At 63.0% G+C, this 17,406-nt stretch carries 13 protein-coding genes; 6 read left to right on the top strand and 7 right to left on the bottom strand.

Annotated features, from left to right (window positions below; translation table 11 throughout):
• Positions 1 to 2: 2 nt before the first annotated feature.
• The 4 genes from J2858_RS18365 to J2858_RS18350 form a co-directional block, all read right to left on the bottom strand.
• Positions 3 to 1,700 carry an ABC transporter ATP-binding protein gene (locus J2858_RS18365; RefSeq protein ID WP_210106283.1) on the bottom strand — a complete coding sequence of 566 codons (1,698 nt, stop codon included), beginning with the start codon at positions 1,698 to 1,700 and terminating at the stop codon, positions 3 to 5.
• Positions 1,700 to 2,848, bottom strand: coding sequence for an ABC transporter permease (locus J2858_RS18360; RefSeq protein WP_210106282.1), 1,149 nt, complete (start codon positions 2,846 to 2,848; stop codon positions 1,700 to 1,702). Before J2858_RS18360 ends, J2858_RS18365 begins: the two co-directional genes overlap by 1 nt.
• Complete coding sequence (locus J2858_RS18355) at positions 2,845 to 3,831, bottom strand: ABC transporter permease (protein ID WP_210106281.1); 987 nt, start codon at positions 3,829 to 3,831, stop codon at positions 2,845 to 2,847. The genes J2858_RS18360 and J2858_RS18355 overlap by 4 nt, the downstream gene beginning before the upstream one ends.
• A gap of 67 nt (positions 3,832 to 3,898) precedes the next feature.
• The gene (locus J2858_RS18350; RefSeq protein ID WP_210106280.1) at positions 3,899 to 5,836 is read right to left on the bottom strand and encodes an ABC transporter substrate-binding protein; all 1,938 of its coding nucleotides are present in this window, start codon (positions 5,834 to 5,836) and stop codon (positions 3,899 to 3,901) included.
• A 166-nt stretch (positions 5,837 to 6,002) separates the two neighbouring features.
• Between J2858_RS18350 and J2858_RS18345 the strand changes: the two genes are divergently transcribed.
• The 6 genes from J2858_RS18345 to J2858_RS18320 all read left to right on the top strand — a co-directional run bounded on the left by J2858_RS18345 (position 6,003) and on the right by J2858_RS18320 (position 12,073).
• Entirely contained in the window at positions 6,003 to 6,704 is a 702-nt protein-coding gene (locus J2858_RS18345) for a GntR family transcriptional regulator (RefSeq protein ID WP_210106279.1), read from the top strand.
• A gap of 201 nt (positions 6,705 to 6,905) precedes the next feature.
• A complete protein-coding gene (locus J2858_RS18340) occupies positions 6,906 to 8,069 on the top strand; it encodes an ABC transporter ATP-binding protein (protein WP_210106278.1) in 1,164 nt (387 codons plus the stop codon).
• A complete protein-coding gene (locus J2858_RS18335; RefSeq protein ID WP_210106277.1) occupies positions 8,066 to 8,995 on the top strand; it encodes a carbohydrate ABC transporter permease in 930 nt (309 codons plus the stop codon). The genes J2858_RS18340 and J2858_RS18335 overlap by 4 nt, the downstream gene beginning before the upstream one ends.
• Positions 8,995 to 9,816 (top strand): carbohydrate ABC transporter permease, encoded by an 822-nt coding sequence (locus J2858_RS18330; protein ID WP_210106276.1) that lies wholly within the window; start codon positions 8,995 to 8,997, stop codon positions 9,814 to 9,816. Before J2858_RS18335 ends, J2858_RS18330 begins: the two co-directional genes overlap by 1 nt.
• An 84-nt stretch (positions 9,817 to 9,900) precedes the next feature.
• Entirely contained in the window at positions 9,901 to 11,196 is a 1,296-nt protein-coding gene (locus tag J2858_RS18325) for an ABC transporter substrate-binding protein (protein ID WP_210106275.1), read from the top strand.
• 76 nt (positions 11,197 to 11,272) lie between these two features.
• Positions 11,273 to 12,073: a phosphodiesterase gene (locus J2858_RS18320; RefSeq protein ID WP_210106274.1), complete on the top strand. Its 801-nt coding sequence runs from the start codon at positions 11,273 to 11,275 to the stop codon at positions 12,071 to 12,073.
• A gap of 94 nt (positions 12,074 to 12,167) precedes the next feature.
• Here J2858_RS18320 and J2858_RS18315 read toward each other — a convergent pair whose 3' ends face one another.
• From J2858_RS18315 to J2858_RS18305, 3 genes are read right to left on the bottom strand one after another with little or no spacing between them, the layout of a single operon-like run.
• Positions 12,168 to 15,245, bottom strand: a complete 3,078-nt coding sequence (locus J2858_RS18315; protein ID WP_210106273.1) for an efflux RND transporter permease subunit — start codon at positions 15,243 to 15,245, stop codon at positions 12,168 to 12,170.
• The gene (locus tag J2858_RS18310; protein ID WP_210106272.1) at positions 15,242 to 16,330 is read right to left on the bottom strand and encodes an efflux RND transporter periplasmic adaptor subunit; all 1,089 of its coding nucleotides are present in this window, start codon (positions 16,328 to 16,330) and stop codon (positions 15,242 to 15,244) included. The genes J2858_RS18315 and J2858_RS18310 overlap by 4 nt, the downstream gene beginning before the upstream one ends.
• Positions 16,327 to 17,400: an efflux RND transporter periplasmic adaptor subunit gene (locus J2858_RS18305; RefSeq protein WP_210106271.1), complete on the bottom strand. Its 1,074-nt coding sequence runs from the start codon at positions 17,398 to 17,400 to the stop codon at positions 16,327 to 16,329. Before J2858_RS18305 ends, J2858_RS18310 begins: the two co-directional genes overlap by 4 nt.
• Between the last annotated feature and the right edge of the window lie 6 nt (positions 17,401 to 17,406).

Here is a 17,406-nt window from a genome sequence, read left to right as displayed (position 1 = left end):
ACTTATCCGTTTGCTGGAACTGTGGGCGCGACATACCGGAAACGGTTCTGGATGCGGCGGTCGCGGGGATCGGGATGGGGAATGGCGGACAGAAGCGCCCGCGTGTAGTCATGGGTCGGGCGGTTGACGACCTGGTCGGTGTCGCCGGCTTCCACGATGCGGCCGCGATACATCACCGCCACGCGGTCGCACATGTAGCGGATGACCGACATATCGTGGCTGATGAAGACATAGGAGAGGCCAAGCTCGTCCTGCAGCTTCATCATCAGGTCGAGCACCTGCGAGCGCAGCGATACGTCGAGCGCCGAGGTCGCCTCGTCGGCGACGATCAGCCGCGGCTTGACGGCAATCGCCCGGGCAATGCCGATGCGCTGGCGCTGGCCGCCGGAAAAGGCATGCGGATAGCGTTCGCGCCAGGCGGGTTCCAGCCCCACCTGCTGCATCAGTTCGGCAACCCGGTCGTCAAGCTCGGCGCCGCGCATGCCCGCCAGTTTCAGCGGCTCGGCAATGATCTGGCCGACCGTCTTGCGCGGGCTCAGCGATCCGACCGGATCCTGAAAGATCATCCGCACCTCGCGGCGCAGTTCCTTCAACTGCGGCTTGTCGGCAAGACGCAGGTCGATGCTGCTGCCATCGGCGCGGCGATAGTTGATCTCGCCCGCCTGCGGATCGTAGATGCGAAGAAGGCAGCGCCCCATCGTCGTCTTGCCGGAGCCGCTTTCGCCGACGATGCCGAGCGTTTCGCCCGGCCGGACGATGAGCGACACGTCGTCCACCGCCTTCAGGCCGGATGGAAAGGTCAGCGACATGTTGCGCACATCAAGCAGCGGTGGCGCATCGGCGGCGATGTCTGCCCGTTTCAGCCGGATCTCGGCCTTGTGTTCCAGCCGCACGACCGAGCCGATCAGCCGCTTGGTATAGTCGTCCTTCGGCGCGTGAAAAACCGCGTCGACGCTGCCGTGCTCCATCACCCGGCCGCGATACATCACCAGCACCTCGTCGGCGATTTCTGCAACCACGCCCATGTCGTGGGTAATGAAGAGCACGGCCATGCCGTGGCTCTGCTGCAGCCGCTTGATGAGGTCGAGGATTTCCGCCTGCGTCGTCACGTCGAGCGCCGTCGTCGGCTCGTCGGCGATCAGAACCTGCGGATTGCAGGCGAGCGCCATGGCGATCATCACCCGCTGGCGCATGCCGCCGGAAAACTCGAAGGTATAGCGGTCGATGGCGGTTTCGGGCCGCGGAATTTCCACCTGGCGCAGAAGGTCCAGCACCCGTTCGCGGCGTTCGGCCTTCGGCGTGCCGAAATGGATGCGCAGCGCCTCGCCGATCTGCTCGCCGATGCGATGCACCGGTGACAGCGAACTCATCGGCTCCTGGAAGATCATGGCGATCTCGCGGCCGCGCACCCGGCGGATTTCTTCGCCGCGCGGATCGAGCTTTGCGAGATCGACCGTGGTGCCGTCCGCCCGGTTGAGCCAGATCGCGCCGCCCGCGATCTTTCCGGGCTTGTCGACGATCTGCAGGATCGAGCGGGCGGTCACCGACTTGCCCGAGCCGCTTTCGCCGACGACGCAGAGCGTCTTGCCCCGCTGCAGGTCAAACGACACGCCGTCGACGGCCTTGAAAAGCCCGGTGCGGGTCTTGAAGAAGGTCTGCAGATTTTCGACCTTCAGAATGGAATCGCGGGTCATGCTCATCAGACGGACTCATACGGGTCGGCGGCGTCGCGCAGTCCGTCGCCGAGGAAGTTGAGGGAAAGCACGGCAATCACGATGGCGGCCGCCGGCGTGAACAGCAGCCAGGGCGCCTGCGCCACGGCGCGGATGTTCTGCGCCTCCTGCAACAGCACACCCCAGGAGATGATCGGCGGCTGCAGGCCGATGCCGAGGAAGGACAGCGCCGTCTCAGCCAAAATCATCGTCGGGATGGCGAGCGTGACCGTTGCGATGATGTGGCTCATGAAGGACGGCACGAGGTGGTGGAAGATGATGCCGATCTCGCTCATGCCATCGAGGCGTGCGGCGGTGACGAAATCCTCGCCGCGCAGCGAGAGAAATTTTCCGCGCACTTCGCGTGCGAGGTTCGTCCAGCCAAGCAGCGAAACGATGAGGGTGATGACGAAATAGGTGCGAAGCGGCGGCCAGCCGACCGGGATCGCGGCTGCAAGCCCCATCCACAACGGGATCGTCGGGATCGACCGCAACAGTTCGATCACACGCTGGATCGCCAGATCGACCCAGCCACCGAAGAAGCCGGAAATGCCGCCGATGGTCACGCCGAGCAGAAGGCTCATCAGCACGCCGACAAGGCCGATGGAGAGCGAGATGCGTGCGCCATGGACGACGCGCGAAAAGATGTCGCGGCCGAGCCGGTCGGCGCCGAGCACGTAGAGGCTGTCGCCGGGCTTTGCATTGACGAGCCCGAACAGCTTGGTCTCCATCGGGATGAAGCCGAGCATGTTGTAGGGCGCCGAGGGAACGAGAAAGCCGACGGCGAGCGGCTTTGCCGGATCCGGTTCGAATTCGCGCCGCATGCTTTCTGTATTCAGCGTCATCTTCAGCTGATTGACGTGCGGCATGAAGCTGCCCTCGTGCATCAGCGACAGCCCCTGCGGCGGCGCATAGGTGAAGCGCGCATTGGTAGCATTGGGATCGAGCGGCGCGATGAAATCGGCAAAGGCGGCGATCAGATACATGCAGCAGATCACCACGAGACTGACGAGGGCGATCTTGTGCTTCTTGAACTTCAGCCAGAACAGGCGCCACTGGCCGGCAACGGCGATATTGCTGTCGCGCAGGTCGATGTCGGTTTCGGTCGCGGGAGGGAGCTGGGCAATGTCGGTCATGTCAGTCGAATCCGCGGATCGGTCATGGCAAGCAGGATGTCGGAAATCAGCGTGCCGATGATGGTGAGAACGGAGATGAGGAGGATCAGCGAGCCGGCGAGATACATGTCCTGCGCCAGAAGCGCGCGCAGAAGAAGCGGCCCTGTCGTCGGCAGGCTCATCACCACCGACACGATGATTTCGCCGGAGATGACGGCCGGCAGGATCCAGCCGAGCGTCGAGATGAGCGGATTGAGCGCCAGCCGGACCGGATAGCGGATGAGAAGCTCGAATTCGGACATGCCCTTGGCGCGGGCGGTGGTGACATAGGGTTTCGATAGCTCGTCCAGCAGGTTGGCCCGCATGATGCGCACGAGGGCGGCAAGCGAGCCGAGGCCAATGACGATGACCGGCAGCCAGACGTGGTTGGCAAGATCCAGAAGCTTGGCGAAGCTCCAGGGAGCATCGACATAATCCGGCGAGAACAGTCCCCCGACACTCTGGCCGAACCAGACCGACATCACGTACATGGCGCCAAGCGCCATCAGGAAGTCGGGCACGGCGAGGAAGAAGAAGGCAAGGAAGGTTGCTGCGTAATCCGAGATGGAATACTGGCGCACGGCCGACAGGATGCCGATCGGGATGGCGACCGCCCAGACGAAGCAGAGCGTCAGCAGGGACAGCATCAGCGAGAAGCCGAGGCGGCTCCAGATCAGTTCGGTCACCGGCTTGCCGAGTTCGAACGAAATGCCGAAATCGCCGTGCAGGAGAATGCCGGCCATCCATTTGTAATACTGGAAGTACATCGGCTGATCGAGACCGTAGCGCTCGCGCATGGCGGCGACAGTGCCCGCCTCGACAGCGCCGCCCTGGCTTGCCCAGTCGGCCATCAGCGTCGTCAGGTAGTCGCCCGGCGGCAGCTGGATGATGATGAAGGCGATGATCGAGACGGCAAGCAGTGTCGGGATGGCAAACACCAGCCGCCTTGCGATATAGCGAAGCATGTCAATGACCGTTGATTGGAAGGAGGTCCGGCCGGAGGCATTCGCGCCCCCGGCGTCGGGAGGAGCCTTATTTCGCGGTGTCGAAATACCACTGCGAGAGCGTCGGTGCCGGGTGCCAGAGATTGCCGGTGATCGGAATGCCGTCGACGACATTCTTCAGGCGCTTCGACACCATCATGTATTTCGGCATGGGCCGCGAAATGCCGATATTGAGGAAGTTGTCCGCCGAGGCGGTCAGGAATTCCTTCATCTTGGCCTTGCGATCCTCGTCGGTGACGGCAGCGTTCACCTTGTCATAGGCTGCCATCAGCGCCTTGATGTTTTCCGGCGGTTCTTCGCCCGTCTCATGGTTGGCGTACCATTCTGCCCAGCGCACGGCAAAGAAGATGTCCGCCTTCTGGAACGGCATGTAGCAGCGCGGATCGGTATAGACCTCGGAAAGCCCGCCGACGCAGTTCCAGATATAGGCGTCCTGCTCATTGGCGCTCCACATCGTGTTGAGACGCGCCCGGTCGGTCGTGCGGATCTGGATGTCGATGCCGACGTCCTTGGCATATTGCTGCACCATCTGCATGACGTCCGGATAGGACAGGCCGAAGACATCGGCGACCATGAAGTTGATGGTGAAGCGCTTGCCGGTCTCATCGAGGCGGAAGCCTTCGGCGTCCTTTTTCGGCATCAGCTTGTCGAGTTCGGCATTGGCAGCGGCCGGATCGTATTCGATATACTGCGTTGCCTCCTTCTCGTTGAACAGCTCATGCTCCGGCTGCACCGCCACCTGTGCCGGCGCGCCCTGCCCCACATAGACGAGATCGATGATCTCCTGCCGGTTGATCGCGCGGCTGAGCGCAATGCGGAAATCCTTGTTCTGGAAGACCTTCTTCTTCACCGGGTCGGTGGAGTTGAGGTTGAGCAGGATGACGGCGTCATTGGCCGGCAGGTCCTTGACGTCGATGAAGCGGTACTTGCCGCTTTCCTGACCATCGAAGAGCACGGATTTGAAGGTGGAGTTGTTGATATGGCGGAAGGCGAAGTCGAATTCGCCCGAGGTCATCTTCAGCGCCATCAACTGCGGATCGTCGAGCTTTGCCCAGGTGACGTTGTCGATATAGGGCAGCTGGTTGCCGGCCGTGTCGACCTTCCAGTAGAACGGATTTCGCTTTGCCACGACCCGCTCGCCATCGGCATAGGGCACGGTCAGCACCCAGGGGTTCATGGTCGGCAGGTCGAGATTCTGCCAATAGGCGGGCTGGAAGGTCATCGAGACCTTCGAGTTGAACAGCGCCACCCAGTCGCCGGCGGCCGGATTGGCCTTCAAGAGCGCGGGAATGCCGTCCTTGTTATACTTCTCATGGAACTGGCTGAGGTAATGCTTCGGGTAGATCACCGGCAGGTGGCCCTGGCCATAGGCAAGCTGCTGCAGGAACAGGCCGTAGGGCGCGTCGAACTTGAACTCGACCGTCTGCTCGTCGACCTTGCGCACCTTCACCGGCTTGCCGGCGACGGTGAAGGTCGGGTTCTTCGCCGGCGACAGTGCCGGGTTCATGAACACGTCCTCGTACCAGAACATGATGTCGTCCACGGTGAACGGCTGGCCGTCGCTCCACTTCAGCCCCTTGCGCAGGGTGAACGTGTAGGTGGTGGCATCGTCGGATGCGGTGAACTTTTCAGCCAGCGACGGCTCGACCTTGCTCCACTTCGGGTCCCAGCGCACCAGAAGCTCGTTGGCGATGGTGCGGGTGAGGTTGTACTGGTCGCCATTGGCGAGAATCGTGGTCCGCAGCGTGCCGCCGTATTTGCCAACGCCATCGACCATGGTTTCAACGAAAGGCTGCTGCGGCAGGCGTTCGGTGACCGCCGGCAGCTTGCCTGCCTTGACCTGTTCATCGAGTGCCGGAGCCTGGTGATAGTCCTGCGCGAAGGACGCGCCGGCCAGTCCGAAGACAAACACCCCAATCAGCCCCGTCGACGCGACGAGGTTACGCAGCTTGTGCTGGTAGCACATATGAAATCCTCCACTTGGTAAGCGCCCGCTCCTCAGGCGCGTCCAGTCGTCCCAGCCAACCGGATGCACGGAAACTTTCAGATCGTACATTATTTGTCAACAACGGTGTGCAAAGTGATGTATTTTGCACTTGGCAGATGGCGGGGCCATCCGCTAGAAATAGCGCATGAACACGATCGTCCCCCTCCTGCAGGTTGAAGAGACCGACCACGCCGAAGCCTCGATCTACGAGCGCATTCGCGACGACATCATTCAGGGGCGCCTTGCTGCCAACGAGCGGCTGAAGGTGGCGGAACTTGCCGAGCGCATGGGCACATCCACCAACCCGGTTCGCGAGGCCCTGCAGCAGCTGCGCGGCGAAGGTTTCGTGGTGATGATGCCGAACCGCGGCGCGCGCGTGCGACCGATCGACGAGACCTTCGTGCGCGACATCTTCGAGATCGAGGTGCTGATCGAGCCGGCGCTGACCCGCTGGTTCGTGGGCCTTGCGACCAAGGCGGATCTTGAGCGCCTGGAGGAACTGCAGGGGCAGATGGAGGCGCTGAACTTTGCCGATCCTCATGCCCATTCGAAGCTCGACATGACTTTCCACCAGGTCATGTACGACCGGCACTACAATCGCCATGCCGTCGATCTGTGGTGGCGCCACCGCGAGATCCTGTCGGCGATCAGCCGCAACTTCCAGACATCGCTCAGCCGCCAGACGAGCGTGCTCAACGAACATCGCGAACTGCTGCGCTGCATTGCCGCGCAGGATGCCGACGGTGCCGCCCGGATCATCGCCCAGCATGTCGAAGGCTCCGGACGCCACATCATCGAACACCTCCGGCTGATCAAGAACCGGCGCGACAGCGGGCGCCGGTCCTGAAGGACTGACGTTCGTCAGGTGACGGCCGGCACGGAAACGCGGGATGCCAGCCCCTTGCGGATGACGGCCGATCGGTGTTCGATACGGCAGGCAAACCGCTCCGGCGGCAGTGCATTCTGTGCGTTATAATCAAAACATCTAGAAACTGTCGTCTGATTGTCATGGAGGAGACGCATACGGTGCGCCGCAAAGGAGCGCCGCATGCAGCCGCAATCGCTAGAAATTCTGGGTGTCGAAAAAAGCTTCGGGGCGGATAACGTCCTGAAATCGATCGATCTATCCATTCGCCCCGGCGAATTCCTGTCGCTGGTCGGCATGTCCGGCTGTGGAAAATCCACGCTTTTGCGGATTATCGCCGGTCTTGAGACGCCTGATCGGGGCACGGTCTCGATCAGCAACCGGGACGTGACGGACGTCGATCCGAGCGAGCGCAACCTGGCCATGGTGTTCCAGTCCTACGCGCTCTATCCGCACATGACGGTGCGCGAGAACATTGCAACGCCGCTGCGCATGCGCCGCCTGTCCTTTGCCGCCCGGTTGCCGTTGATCGGCCGGATGATTGCCCCCGCCGAGACGCTTCAGGAGATTGCGGCATCGGTCAAGGAGGCGGCGGATACCCTGCAGATCGGCCATCTCCTGGACCGCAAGCCGGCGCAACTGTCCGGCGGCCAGCGCCAGCGCGTCGCCCTTGCCCGCGCCCTGGTACGCCAGCCGGCCGCCTTCCTCATGGACGAGCCGCTGTCCAACCTCGATGCCAAGCTGCGCGCCCATATGCGCGAGGAACTGACCGGCCTTCACCGCCGGCTCGGCGCCACCTTCATCTATGTCACCCATGACCAGATCGAGGCGATGACCATGTCCGACCGCATCGCGCTGATGTCGGACGGCGGTATCGAACAGCTCGGCACGCCGGACGACCTCTACCAGCGGCCTGCCTCGCTGACGGTTGCCCGCTTCATCGGAACGCCGACGATCAATCTCCTGCCCGTGGAGATCGGTGTGGCCGGCCGTATCACCGCCTTCGGAGAGGAGCTCGGGCTGGAAGCGGCACCCAAGACTGCCGGCCCGGCGACGACTTCCGGCCCGGCGACCCTTGGGCTTCGCGCGGAAGATCTTCGCCCCGCCGCAGACGGCCTTGCCGCCCGCGTCGTGCGCAGCGAGACCTATGGGGCCGATCGCTTCGTCACCTGTGAACTCGTGCAGGATCCGGCGGTCCGGATCGTCATGCGCCAGCATGCCGGCGAAGGCCTGCCGGGCGGTGCCGACGCCACGCTGCGGCTCGGCTTTGATGCACAGCGCGCCCATCTCTTCGGCGCCGATGGCCGGCGTCTCGACGTTTCTGCCCGCGCACGGGTGCCTGCATGACGCTTGTCGATGCAACGCTTGCCAAACCTGAGGTAGCGGCCCGCGCCAAACGTTCGCCGGCAGACCGCCGGAAGGCGCGGCTGGGCCTCCTGTTTGCCGCTCCCTCTGCCATCCTGCTTGCGGCCTTCTACATCATCCCGATCGTCGTTCTCTGCGTCTTCTCGCTCACCGATTACCAGCTCGGCGCGCTGTCGATGCGCTTCGTCGGGCTCGACAATTTCTCAAAAGCCTTCAGCGATCCGGTGTTTCTGCGCTCGCTGTGGAATACCGTCCTCTATGCGGTGATCGTCATCCCGTTCGGCGTTCTTCTGGCGCTTGGCGTGGCGCTTCTGGTCTATAACCGCAAGAAAAGCCGCGCCTTCTGGGAAATCGCCTATTTCCTGCCGGTCACGGCGACGCTCGTGGCCATGGCAACGGTCTGGCAGTTCCTGCTGCATCCGTCGCTCGGGCCGGTCAATGCCGCCATCAAGGCCTTCGGCCTCGAGCCGGTGGCCTTCCTGTCCAACCCCGCCCTGTTGATCCCGACCATGGCGCTGATCGGCATCTGGCAGGTTCTGGGCTTCAACATGGTGCTGTTTCTCGCCGGTCTCACCGCCATTCCGAAGGATCTGCACGAGGCCGCCCGCCTCGACGGCGCAAAACATCCGATCGACCGTTTCCTCACCGTCACCTGGCCGATGCTCGGGCCGACCACGCTGTTCGTCGTCGTCACCACCTCGATCTCCGCCTTCAAGGTGTTCGAGACGGTGGCCGTTCTGACCAAGGGCCGGTTCGGGTCTGAAACCCTGCTGTTCGAGCTTTATCTCGAAGGCTTCGAATATTCCAACACCGGCTATGCGGCAGCGCTCACCCTGCTGTTCCTCGTGATCGTGCTCATCCTGTCGATCGGCCAGATGGTGCATATGGACCGGAAGGTGCATTACTGATGGCCGTCTTGCGCAAATATCTGCCGCATCTGGTGCTGGCACTCGGCGCCGTGCCGATGCTCCTGCCCTTCTACTGGATGTTTCTCACCTCGATCCGCTCGCCGTCGGAAATTTTTGACGTCTCGCTGTGGCCGATCCCGCAGCATCTGGATGCCGCGCAAAATTATGCGCGCGCGGCCTCGCAGGTGCCGATGCTGCGCTTCATGCTGAACGGCGTCATCGTCTGCGGCGGCATCCTCATCGTCCAGGTGCTGACGGCCGTGCCGGCCGCCTATGCGCTGGCAAAGCTCAAATTTCCCGCCCGCCGGCTGATGATGACGCTGATCATCGCGGCGCTTTGCGTGCCGATGCAGGCGCTGGCGCTGCCGCTGTTCGTCGGGCTTGCCAAGACGAACCTTCTCAACACCTATTTTGCCATGATGGCACCGTTCTTTCTCTCGGTGTTTGCGATCTTCCTGTTTCACCAGTCCTTCCGCAGCTATCCGGACGAGGTGATCGAAGCCGCCCGAATGGACGGATTTTCCGAAATGGAAATCTGCTGGCGGCTGGTGCTGCGCGGGTCCTTGCCGTCGCTTGCCGCCTTTGCCGTCTTCTCGCTGGTGGCGCACTGGAACGATCTCTACTGGCCGATGATCGTCGTCACCGACACAAATCTCGCGCCGCCGCCGCTCGGCATGCTGTTCTTCGCCGATGTCGAATCCGGCGCGAACTACGGCGCCCTGATGGCCGGTGCCGCCATCATCACCGCGCCGATGGTCATCTGCTTCCTCTTTGCCCGCAGGCATTTCATCGCCGGCATCACGATGACGGGGGTCAAGTGACCGCGCCCCGGTCAACGCCCCTCCTCCCTTCCCTTCTCCTCCCCCTCCTCCTCCTCCCCGCCACAATCCTCATGGAGACCGATCATGAACATCACCCGACGCACCGCCACCGGCGGGCTTGTGCTCTCCCTTGCGCTTGCCGGCCTTGCCAGGCCCGGCTTTGCCGCCGACGTCACGCTGGAGGTTCTCTACAACCTTCCCGGCTTCACGAAATTCCATCAGCCGCTCGCCGATGAGTTCATGAAGAAGAATCCGGATATCAAGATCAACTTCCTGGCCCCTGCCCCCGGCTATAACGAAGGCCAGCAGCAGGTACTGCGGTCGGCCGTGACGGGGAACCTGCCGGATGTGTATTTCTCCGGCTATAACCTGACGGCCGAACTCGTCCACACGCTCGCTCCCCGCAAGCAGATCACCGACCTTGGCCCGTTCATTCAGGCCGAAGGCGGCCAGGCCTTCCTCGACAAGAACTACAGCCCGAAAATGGCAGCGCTCGGCCAGGTCGACGGCAAGCAGTACGGCCTGCCGGTCAATGCCTCCTCGCCGATCATCTATGTCAATGCCGACCTCGTGAAGAAGGCCGGCGGCGATCCGGAAAACATGCCGAAAAGCTTCAAGGAACTGGTGGCGCTCGCCGCCAAGATCCATGCGCTCGATCCGAAGATCGCCGGCATGGGCTATGACATCAACGGCTGGCCGGACGACTGGCTGTGGCAGTCGCTGATCTTCCAGCAGGGCGGCACGCTGGTCGATACGGCCACCAAGAAGGTGGCCTTCGACAACGAGATAGGCCTTAACGCGCTGAAGCTTGCCCGCCAGTTCGTTACCGAAGGCGGCCAGACTCTGCTCGACTGGGACCAGTCGCGCCAGCAGTTCGGCGCAGGCCTCACCGGCTTCATCTTCTCCACGCCCGCCCATGTGCAGACGATCGAAAGCCTCGTCGGCGATCGCTTCAAGCTTGTCACCGCGACCTTCCCGCTCGACAACAAAGAAAAGGGCGGCGTACCGACCGGCGGCAACTCGGCCGTGATCCTCACGCAGGACAAGGCCAAGCAGGACGCAGCCTGGAAATACCTGAAGTGGATCACCGGGCCGGAAGCGCAGAACGTCATCGTGCGCATCACCGGCTACCTGCCCACCAACAAGCTTGCCACCGGTCCGGATTTCCTGGCGCCCTATTACGCCGAGCATCCGAACGTCAAGACGGCCTCGCTGCAGGCCGACCGCTCGCTGCCGTGGGCCGGCTATCCGGGTGGTGACTCCGTTCGCATCTGGCGCACCCAGCGCGACATCATCGGAACCGTCATGCGCGGCGAAGTCACGCCGGAAGCCGGCCTGAAGCAGATCGTCGAGCAGACGAACGCCCTGATGTCGAAGTAAGCGGGATCATCCCTCTGTCAAAGGCTGCGGGGGAAACATCCCCGCAGCCGCACTCTTGTCCTGCAGAAAGACCGTCATGAAAATCATTCAGCTGACCGACACCCACCTGATGCCCTCGGGTATTGTGGTGAACGGCGTCGACCCGGAAAAGCAGCTGCGCGCTGCCATTGCCGACATCATCGAAAGACATGCCGATGCCGACCTTCTGGTGATGACGGGCGATTTGTGCAACCACGGCGATCCGGCGGCCTATGCGCTGCTGAAGGACATTCTGGCGCCGGTGCCGTTTCCAACGCGCCTCATGCTCGGCAATCACGACGACCGCCCCAATTTCATCGACGCCTTTCCGGGCCAGCCGCGTGACGAAAACGGCTTCATCCAGTCGTTCCTCGACACCGATGCCGGCCGTCTCCTCTTCCTCGACAGCCACGAGGCCGGCGTGATCGGCGGCATCTATGGCGATGATCGCATGGTCTGGCTCGACCAGGCGCTGGAAGGCGCCGGCGATCTTCCCGTCACCGTCTTCATCCATCACCCGCCGATGGACACGAAGATTGCCCATTTCGAGAAAATCGGCATGCACGATGGCGGCGCCGTCATGAAGCGCCTCGCCCGTCATGCGCCGGGCGTGCGCCACATCATCTTCGGCCATATCCATATTCCGCTTTCCGGCACGAGTGCCGAAGGCATCGCCTACAGTTCCGGCCAGGCCTGTGCGCATCGTTTCATCACCGATGTCGATACGCCGAACCCGCTGTGGACCGGCGGCAATCCCTGCTACCGGATCATCGACCTCGATAACCAGGGTCTTCGCGCCTACAGCGCCGAGGTGGGCGAGATCGCCACCGACCGCGCCCCGATCTGCGAAGGCCCGTGAGAACACTGGCTTGAGTTGATCCGCCAAGCGGCATCCCGGCAAACATCGTCACCAATCTGAAACGGCGCCCCTGAAGGCGCCGTTTCTGCATGTCTTACCCGTGCGCCTCGGTGGCCTGCGGGATCTCGTCGTCCTTGTTGCGCGGGATGCGGAACCAGGCGACGTAGAGGGCCGGCAGGAAGAGCAGCGTCAGCACCGTTCCGACCACGATGCCGCCCATCATGGCATAGGCCATCGGCCCCCAGAAGACTTCGCGGGAGATCGGGATGAGCGCGAGCGTCGCGGCGGCTGCGGTGAGAAGAATGGGCCGCATGCGGTGTTCCGTCGCCTCGATCACCGCCCGCCAGGGCGGCACGCCCTCGCTGCGCAGATGCTCGATCTGCACCACGAGGATGACCGAGTTTCGGATGAGGATGCCGATGAGCGCAAGGATGCCGAGGATGGCCACGAAGCCCATCGGCGCGTTGCTGAGCAGAAGCGCTGCCACGACCCCGATGAGGGCAAGCGGGGCCACCGCAAACACCAGGAAGAGCCGGCTGAAGCTTTGCAACTGGATCATCAGGATGGTCGCCATGACGAACAGCATCATCGGGGCGACGGCGGCGATCGGGCCCTGCGAATCCGCGCTCGATTCAACCGAACCACCCACCTTGACGAAATAGCCGGGCGGCAGCGTGGCGGTGAATTTTTGGACCTCCGGCGCAAGCTGCGACACGATCGTCGCCGGCTGCGTCGTGCCGGTCACCGCGGCTTTCACGATGATCGTCGGAATACGGTCGCGGCGGCCGATCTTCGGCTGTTCCAGTTCGTAACGGAACTTGGCGACGGCCGAGAGCGGCACCGACTTGCCGCTGCTGCTCGGAAGCTGCAGGTTCTTCAGCGTTTCGACGGCGCCGCGCTCGCTGTCCTGTGCCCTACCGATCACGTCGATCAGATAGATGGAATCGCGCACCTTGGTGGTGGAAGAACCCTCGACGATGCCGTTGAGGCGGGTTGCGATATCCTGCGAGGAAATACCGAGCTGGCGCGCCTTGTCCTGCAACACATCCACCTTCACGACGCGCGACGGTTCGTTCCAGTCGTAGGTCATGTTGGTCAGAAGCGGATTCTGGTTGACGATGCCGCCCAGTTGCTGCGCCAGCTGACGGACCTTCTGGATATCGGGGCCGCTGATGCGATACTGCACGGGCTTGCCGACTGGCGGGCCGATGTCGAGCAGCTTCACGAAGGCATCCGTGCCCGGGAAGGTCTTGTTGACATAGGCCTGCAGCTGGGCGCGCAGACGGTTTCTGGCCTCCAGATTCTTGGTGACGATGACGATCTGGCCGAACCAGGCCGCCGGCGTCTGGACATCGTAGGACAGGATGAAGCGCGGCGCGCCCTGGCCCACATAGGTCGACCAGTGGTCGATATCCGGGCTGCCGGCGAGTTGTTCCTTCTCGATCTGCGCCATCTGCCGGTTCGTCTCGGCAATGGTGCTGTTGTTGGGCATGTTCCAGTCGATGATGAGTTCGACGCGGTCTGACGAGGGGAAGAACTGCTGCTGCACAAGCCCCATGCCGCCGACGGAGGCAGCGAAGGCAAGCACCGTGATGAGGATCGTCGCCCAGCGCCAGCGCATCGCAAGGCGCAGGATAGAGGCAAAGCCGCGCGTCACACGTCCCTTGTTCTCGTGGTGCGATTTCATCGCCTTCGGCAGGATGGTCACCCCGAGAAGCGGCGTAAACAGCACCGCCACGATCCAGGAGACCAGCAGCGAGACGGCAATGACGACGAAGAGCGTGAAGGTGAATTCGCCAGCGGCGCTGTTGTTGAGGCCGATCGGGATGAAGCCGGCAACCGTCACCAGCGTGCCTGTCAGCATCGGAAACGCGGTCGAAGTGTAGACATGGGTTGCGGCCTTGCGCAGCGTATCGCCCGCCTCCAGCCGCGACACCATCATCTCGACGGCGATCATGGCGTCATCGACCAGAAGGCCGAGCGCGATGATGAGCGCGCCGAGCGAAATGCGCTGCAGCGAGATGCCGCTATATTCCATGACCACGAAAGTGATGGCGAGCACCAGCGGAATGGAAACCGCAACCACCATGCCGGCGCGCACGCCAAGGCTGATGAAGCTGATGGCAAGAACAATGACGATGGCTTCGAAAAGCGCTCGCGTGAAGCCGGAGACCGCTTCGTCGACCACCTTCGGCTGATCGGAGACGCGCTCCACATCCACGCCGATCGGTAGGTCCGAGATGACCCGCTTCATCTGCGCATCCAGCTGTTCGCCGAACTTCAGGAGATTGGAGCCGGTCTTCATGCCAATGGCAAGGCCGATGGCAGGCTCGCCCTTGAAGCGGAACAGCGCCGAGGGCGGGTCGACATAGCCGCGCCGGATGGTGGCGATATCGGTCAGCGGAAAATAGCGGTCGTTGATGCGCAGGTTGATGGCGCGAAGGCTCTCTTCCGAGGTGAACTGGCCGCTGACGCGCAGTGCAATCCGCTCGGAGCCGGCTTCGACCACGCCCGATTGCGTGACCGCATTCTGCGCCTGCAGGGTATCGATGACCGCCTGCTGGTCGATGCCGAGCGCTGCGATCTTGCGGGTGGAGAACTCCAGATAGATCGCCTCGTCCTGGGCGCCGATGATGTCGATCTTGCCGACATTGGGAACCGTCAGCAGCTTGGCACGGGCATCCTCGACGAGATCGCGCATCTGACGCTGCGTGAGGCCATCCGACAGGAAGGCGTAGATATTGCCGTAGACGTCGCCGAAGGAGTCGTTGAAGAAGGGGCCGACGACACCGCTTGGGAAATCACCCTGGATATCGGCAATCATGTTGCGGACGCGGATCCAGTTGCCCGGCACGTCCTTGGCCTTGGTGGTGGGCAGAAGTTCGACGAAGATCGTCGTCTGGCCGGCCGTGGTTTCGCTGCGGGTATAATCGAGCGCGTCGAGTTCCTCGAGCTTCTTCTCGATGCGGTCGGTCACCTGGCGCGTCATGTCCTCGGCAGAAGCGCCGGGCCATTGCGCATTGATGATCATCGTCTTGATGGTGAAGGCCGGGTCTTCCTCACGCCCGAGATTGGCGTAGGAAAAGGCGCCGACAGCCAGGAAGACGATCATGAAATACCAGACGAGCGAGCGGTGCTCGAGGGCCCAGTCGGAGAGGTTGAAGGATTTCACTTGGTCATCTCCTGATCGAGGCGGACAGTCTGGCCTTCCTGAAGTTTGTGAACGCCGGCGGTGACGATGCGCTCACCCGGCTTAATGCCCTCGGCGACCGTGACCACACCCCCGGGCTGTGGCGGACTGGCGAGCGTGACCGCCCGCGATGTCACCTTCTTTTCGGCTTCCGACACGACCCAGACGAGGGCGCGCGTTCCGTCCATTTTGATGGCGGAGGACGGAAGGCGGATCGACGCGCCATCCTTGTCGAGAGCGGTGGCGGTGATGACCGAGCCGAGGCGCAAGGCCGTCGGCGGATCGGTGAGGCTGAGCTTGGTGCGGCGCGTGCGCGTTGCATCGTCCGCCTCCGGCGCGATCTCGCGCACGACGCCCTTGGCGTGCATGCTCGGATCGAGCTGCAGCGCAACGTCGAAGGCCGATCCCGGCCGCACCTTGTCAGCGACGGTTTCCGGCACGTCGATGACGGCATCCTTGATGTCGGGGCGGGCAACGGTTGCCACGGTCTGCCCGGCAGAGACGACCTGGCCCACTTCGGCTGCCGTGCTGGTCACCACGCCGTCGAATTCGGCCAGAAGGCGGGCATAGCTCAGCTGTTCCTTCGCCTTGTCGAGATTGGCCTGGGCCTTGTCGACGGAGGCTTCGGCCGTCTTGCGGTCAAGTTCTGCCGTCTCGAATGCGGACTTGGCGCCGGACTGTTTTTCGTAGAGCGTCTTCTGTCGCTGCTCGGTGGTCAACGCATTGGCAAGCTGGGCCTGGCTGTTGACAAGATCCGACTGCGAACTCTTGACCGCAAGTTCCAGCGCCAGCGGGTCGATGGCGGCAAGGACATCGCCTTTCTTGACGAGATCGCCCACCTGGACATTGCGCGCCACGATGCGGCCAAGGACGCGGAAACTGAAATCGGTGGTGATGCGGGCTTCCACGGTTCCGGGAAGCGCAAGCTCGGCGGCCGGCAGCTCCTCAGCCACGACCGACAGGACCGGACGCGGCGGTTCGGGCTGGCTTGATTCCTCTTTCTGGCAGCCCGTCAGGAAGGTCGCGGCCAGAAGCAGCGCCGAAAGGCTTGAGGGGGCGGTCTTCATTGTGCGGTTCCTTCGATAGCCACGACTTCTCCCTGGTTCAGGAAATTGGCGCCGGTCGCCACCACGATCTCACCCGGCTTGACGCCCGAGCGGATGGAGAAGCGGTCGCTGTGATAGGTGATGACATCGACCGGCCGGATCGACACGGCGTGGCTGGCCGGATCGACCACCCAGACCGCCGGCTTGCCGTTCAGGGATGCCATCGACGACCAGGGCAGTTCGATTGCAGTCTGCGGCTTGAACGAGGCGGTGGCGACAACCGGGCTTCCAAGCTTGGCCTGCGGCACATCCTCAAGACCAAGCTTGACGCGGATAGTGGCAGAGCTCGAATCGATCGTCGGCGACACTTCGCGCACCTCAGCCTTGATCGGGGCGCCGCCCGACAGAAGGCGCACCTCGATGTCATCGGCCAGTTCACGGCCGAGAAGAAGCGATTCATCGACATTGACCACGGCATCGCGGGGACCATCATGGGCAAGCGTGAAGATCACCTGGGCGGCCTGGGCCACCTGCCCCACTTCGGCATTGCGCGCCGTAATGACCCCGTCGGCATCGGCGGTCAGGTCGGTCTGCGCGAGCGTGTCGCGGGCGGTATCAAGCTGGGCCTGCTCGGATTCCACCGTCGCCTGCGCGCGCAGCAGCGTTTCACGCGCCGAATCCAGATCGGCCCGCGTGGTCACGCCCGTGCTGAACAGGCTCTGCTGGCGATCGAAGGCCTGCTGTGCCTGGGTTTGCTGGGCCTCCGCGGAGGCAAGCGTTGCCACGGCCACCTGCAGGTCGGCCTTCTGCTCCTGCGCATCGATGCGGGCGAGCACCTGCCCTGCCTTCACCCGGTCTCCCACCTCGACGAAGCGATCGGTGATGCGGCCGCTGACCCGGAACGACAGATCCGACTGGACGCGGGCGCTGATTTCCCCGGTCGTGGAAATCCTTTCCGCGACCTGCGCTTCAGCCACGGTGACCGTGCCGACATATCGCGGCGCCTTCGGGGGCGTTTCCTCCTGCGGCGCACAGCCTGCAAGCGTTACGAATGAAAACGCCAGAAGTGCGTTTGTAGCTAGTCGTCGCATGGTTGC

The sequence above is a fragment of the Neorhizobium galegae genome (assembly GCF_017877135.1).
GTDB lineage: Bacteria > Pseudomonadota > Alphaproteobacteria > Rhizobiales > Rhizobiaceae > Neorhizobium > Neorhizobium galegae_A.
This window is presented reverse-complemented; position numbering and strand designations above follow the sequence as displayed.

What these genes read in the sequence shown, in the direction of transcription:
- J2858_RS18365 (WP_210106283.1), bottom strand. Translation starts at nt 1,700, where the DNA reads ATGAGCATGACCCGCGATTCCATTCTGAAGGTCGAAAATCTGCAGACC.
- J2858_RS18360 (WP_210106282.1), bottom strand. Translation starts at nt 2,848, where the DNA reads ATGACCGACATTGCCCAGCTCCCTCCCGCGACCGAAACCGACATCGAC.
- J2858_RS18355 (WP_210106281.1), bottom strand. Translation starts at nt 3,831, where the DNA reads ATGCTTCGCTATATCGCAAGGCGGCTGGTGTTTGCCATCCCGACACTG.
- J2858_RS18350 (WP_210106280.1), bottom strand. Translation starts at nt 5,836, where the DNA reads ATGTGCTACCAGCACAAGCTGCGTAACCTCGTCGCGTCGACGGGGCTG.
- J2858_RS18345 (WP_210106279.1), top strand. Translation starts at nt 6,003, where the DNA reads ATGAACACGATCGTCCCCCTCCTGCAGGTTGAAGAGACCGACCACGCC.
- J2858_RS18340 (WP_210106278.1), top strand. Translation starts at nt 6,906, where the DNA reads ATGCAGCCGCAATCGCTAGAAATTCTGGGTGTCGAAAAAAGCTTCGGG.
- J2858_RS18335 (WP_210106277.1), top strand. Translation starts at nt 8,066, where the DNA reads ATGACGCTTGTCGATGCAACGCTTGCCAAACCTGAGGTAGCGGCCCGC.
- J2858_RS18330 (WP_210106276.1), top strand. Translation starts at nt 8,995, where the DNA reads ATGGCCGTCTTGCGCAAATATCTGCCGCATCTGGTGCTGGCACTCGGC.
- J2858_RS18325 (WP_210106275.1), top strand. Translation starts at nt 9,901, where the DNA reads ATGAACATCACCCGACGCACCGCCACCGGCGGGCTTGTGCTCTCCCTT.
- J2858_RS18320 (WP_210106274.1), top strand. Translation starts at nt 11,273, where the DNA reads ATGAAAATCATTCAGCTGACCGACACCCACCTGATGCCCTCGGGTATT.
- J2858_RS18310 (WP_210106272.1), bottom strand. Translation starts at nt 16,330, where the DNA reads ATGAAGACCGCCCCCTCAAGCCTTTCGGCGCTGCTTCTGGCCGCGACC.
- J2858_RS18305 (WP_210106271.1), bottom strand. Translation starts at nt 17,400, where the DNA reads ATGCGACGACTAGCTACAAACGCACTTCTGGCGTTTTCATTCGTAACG.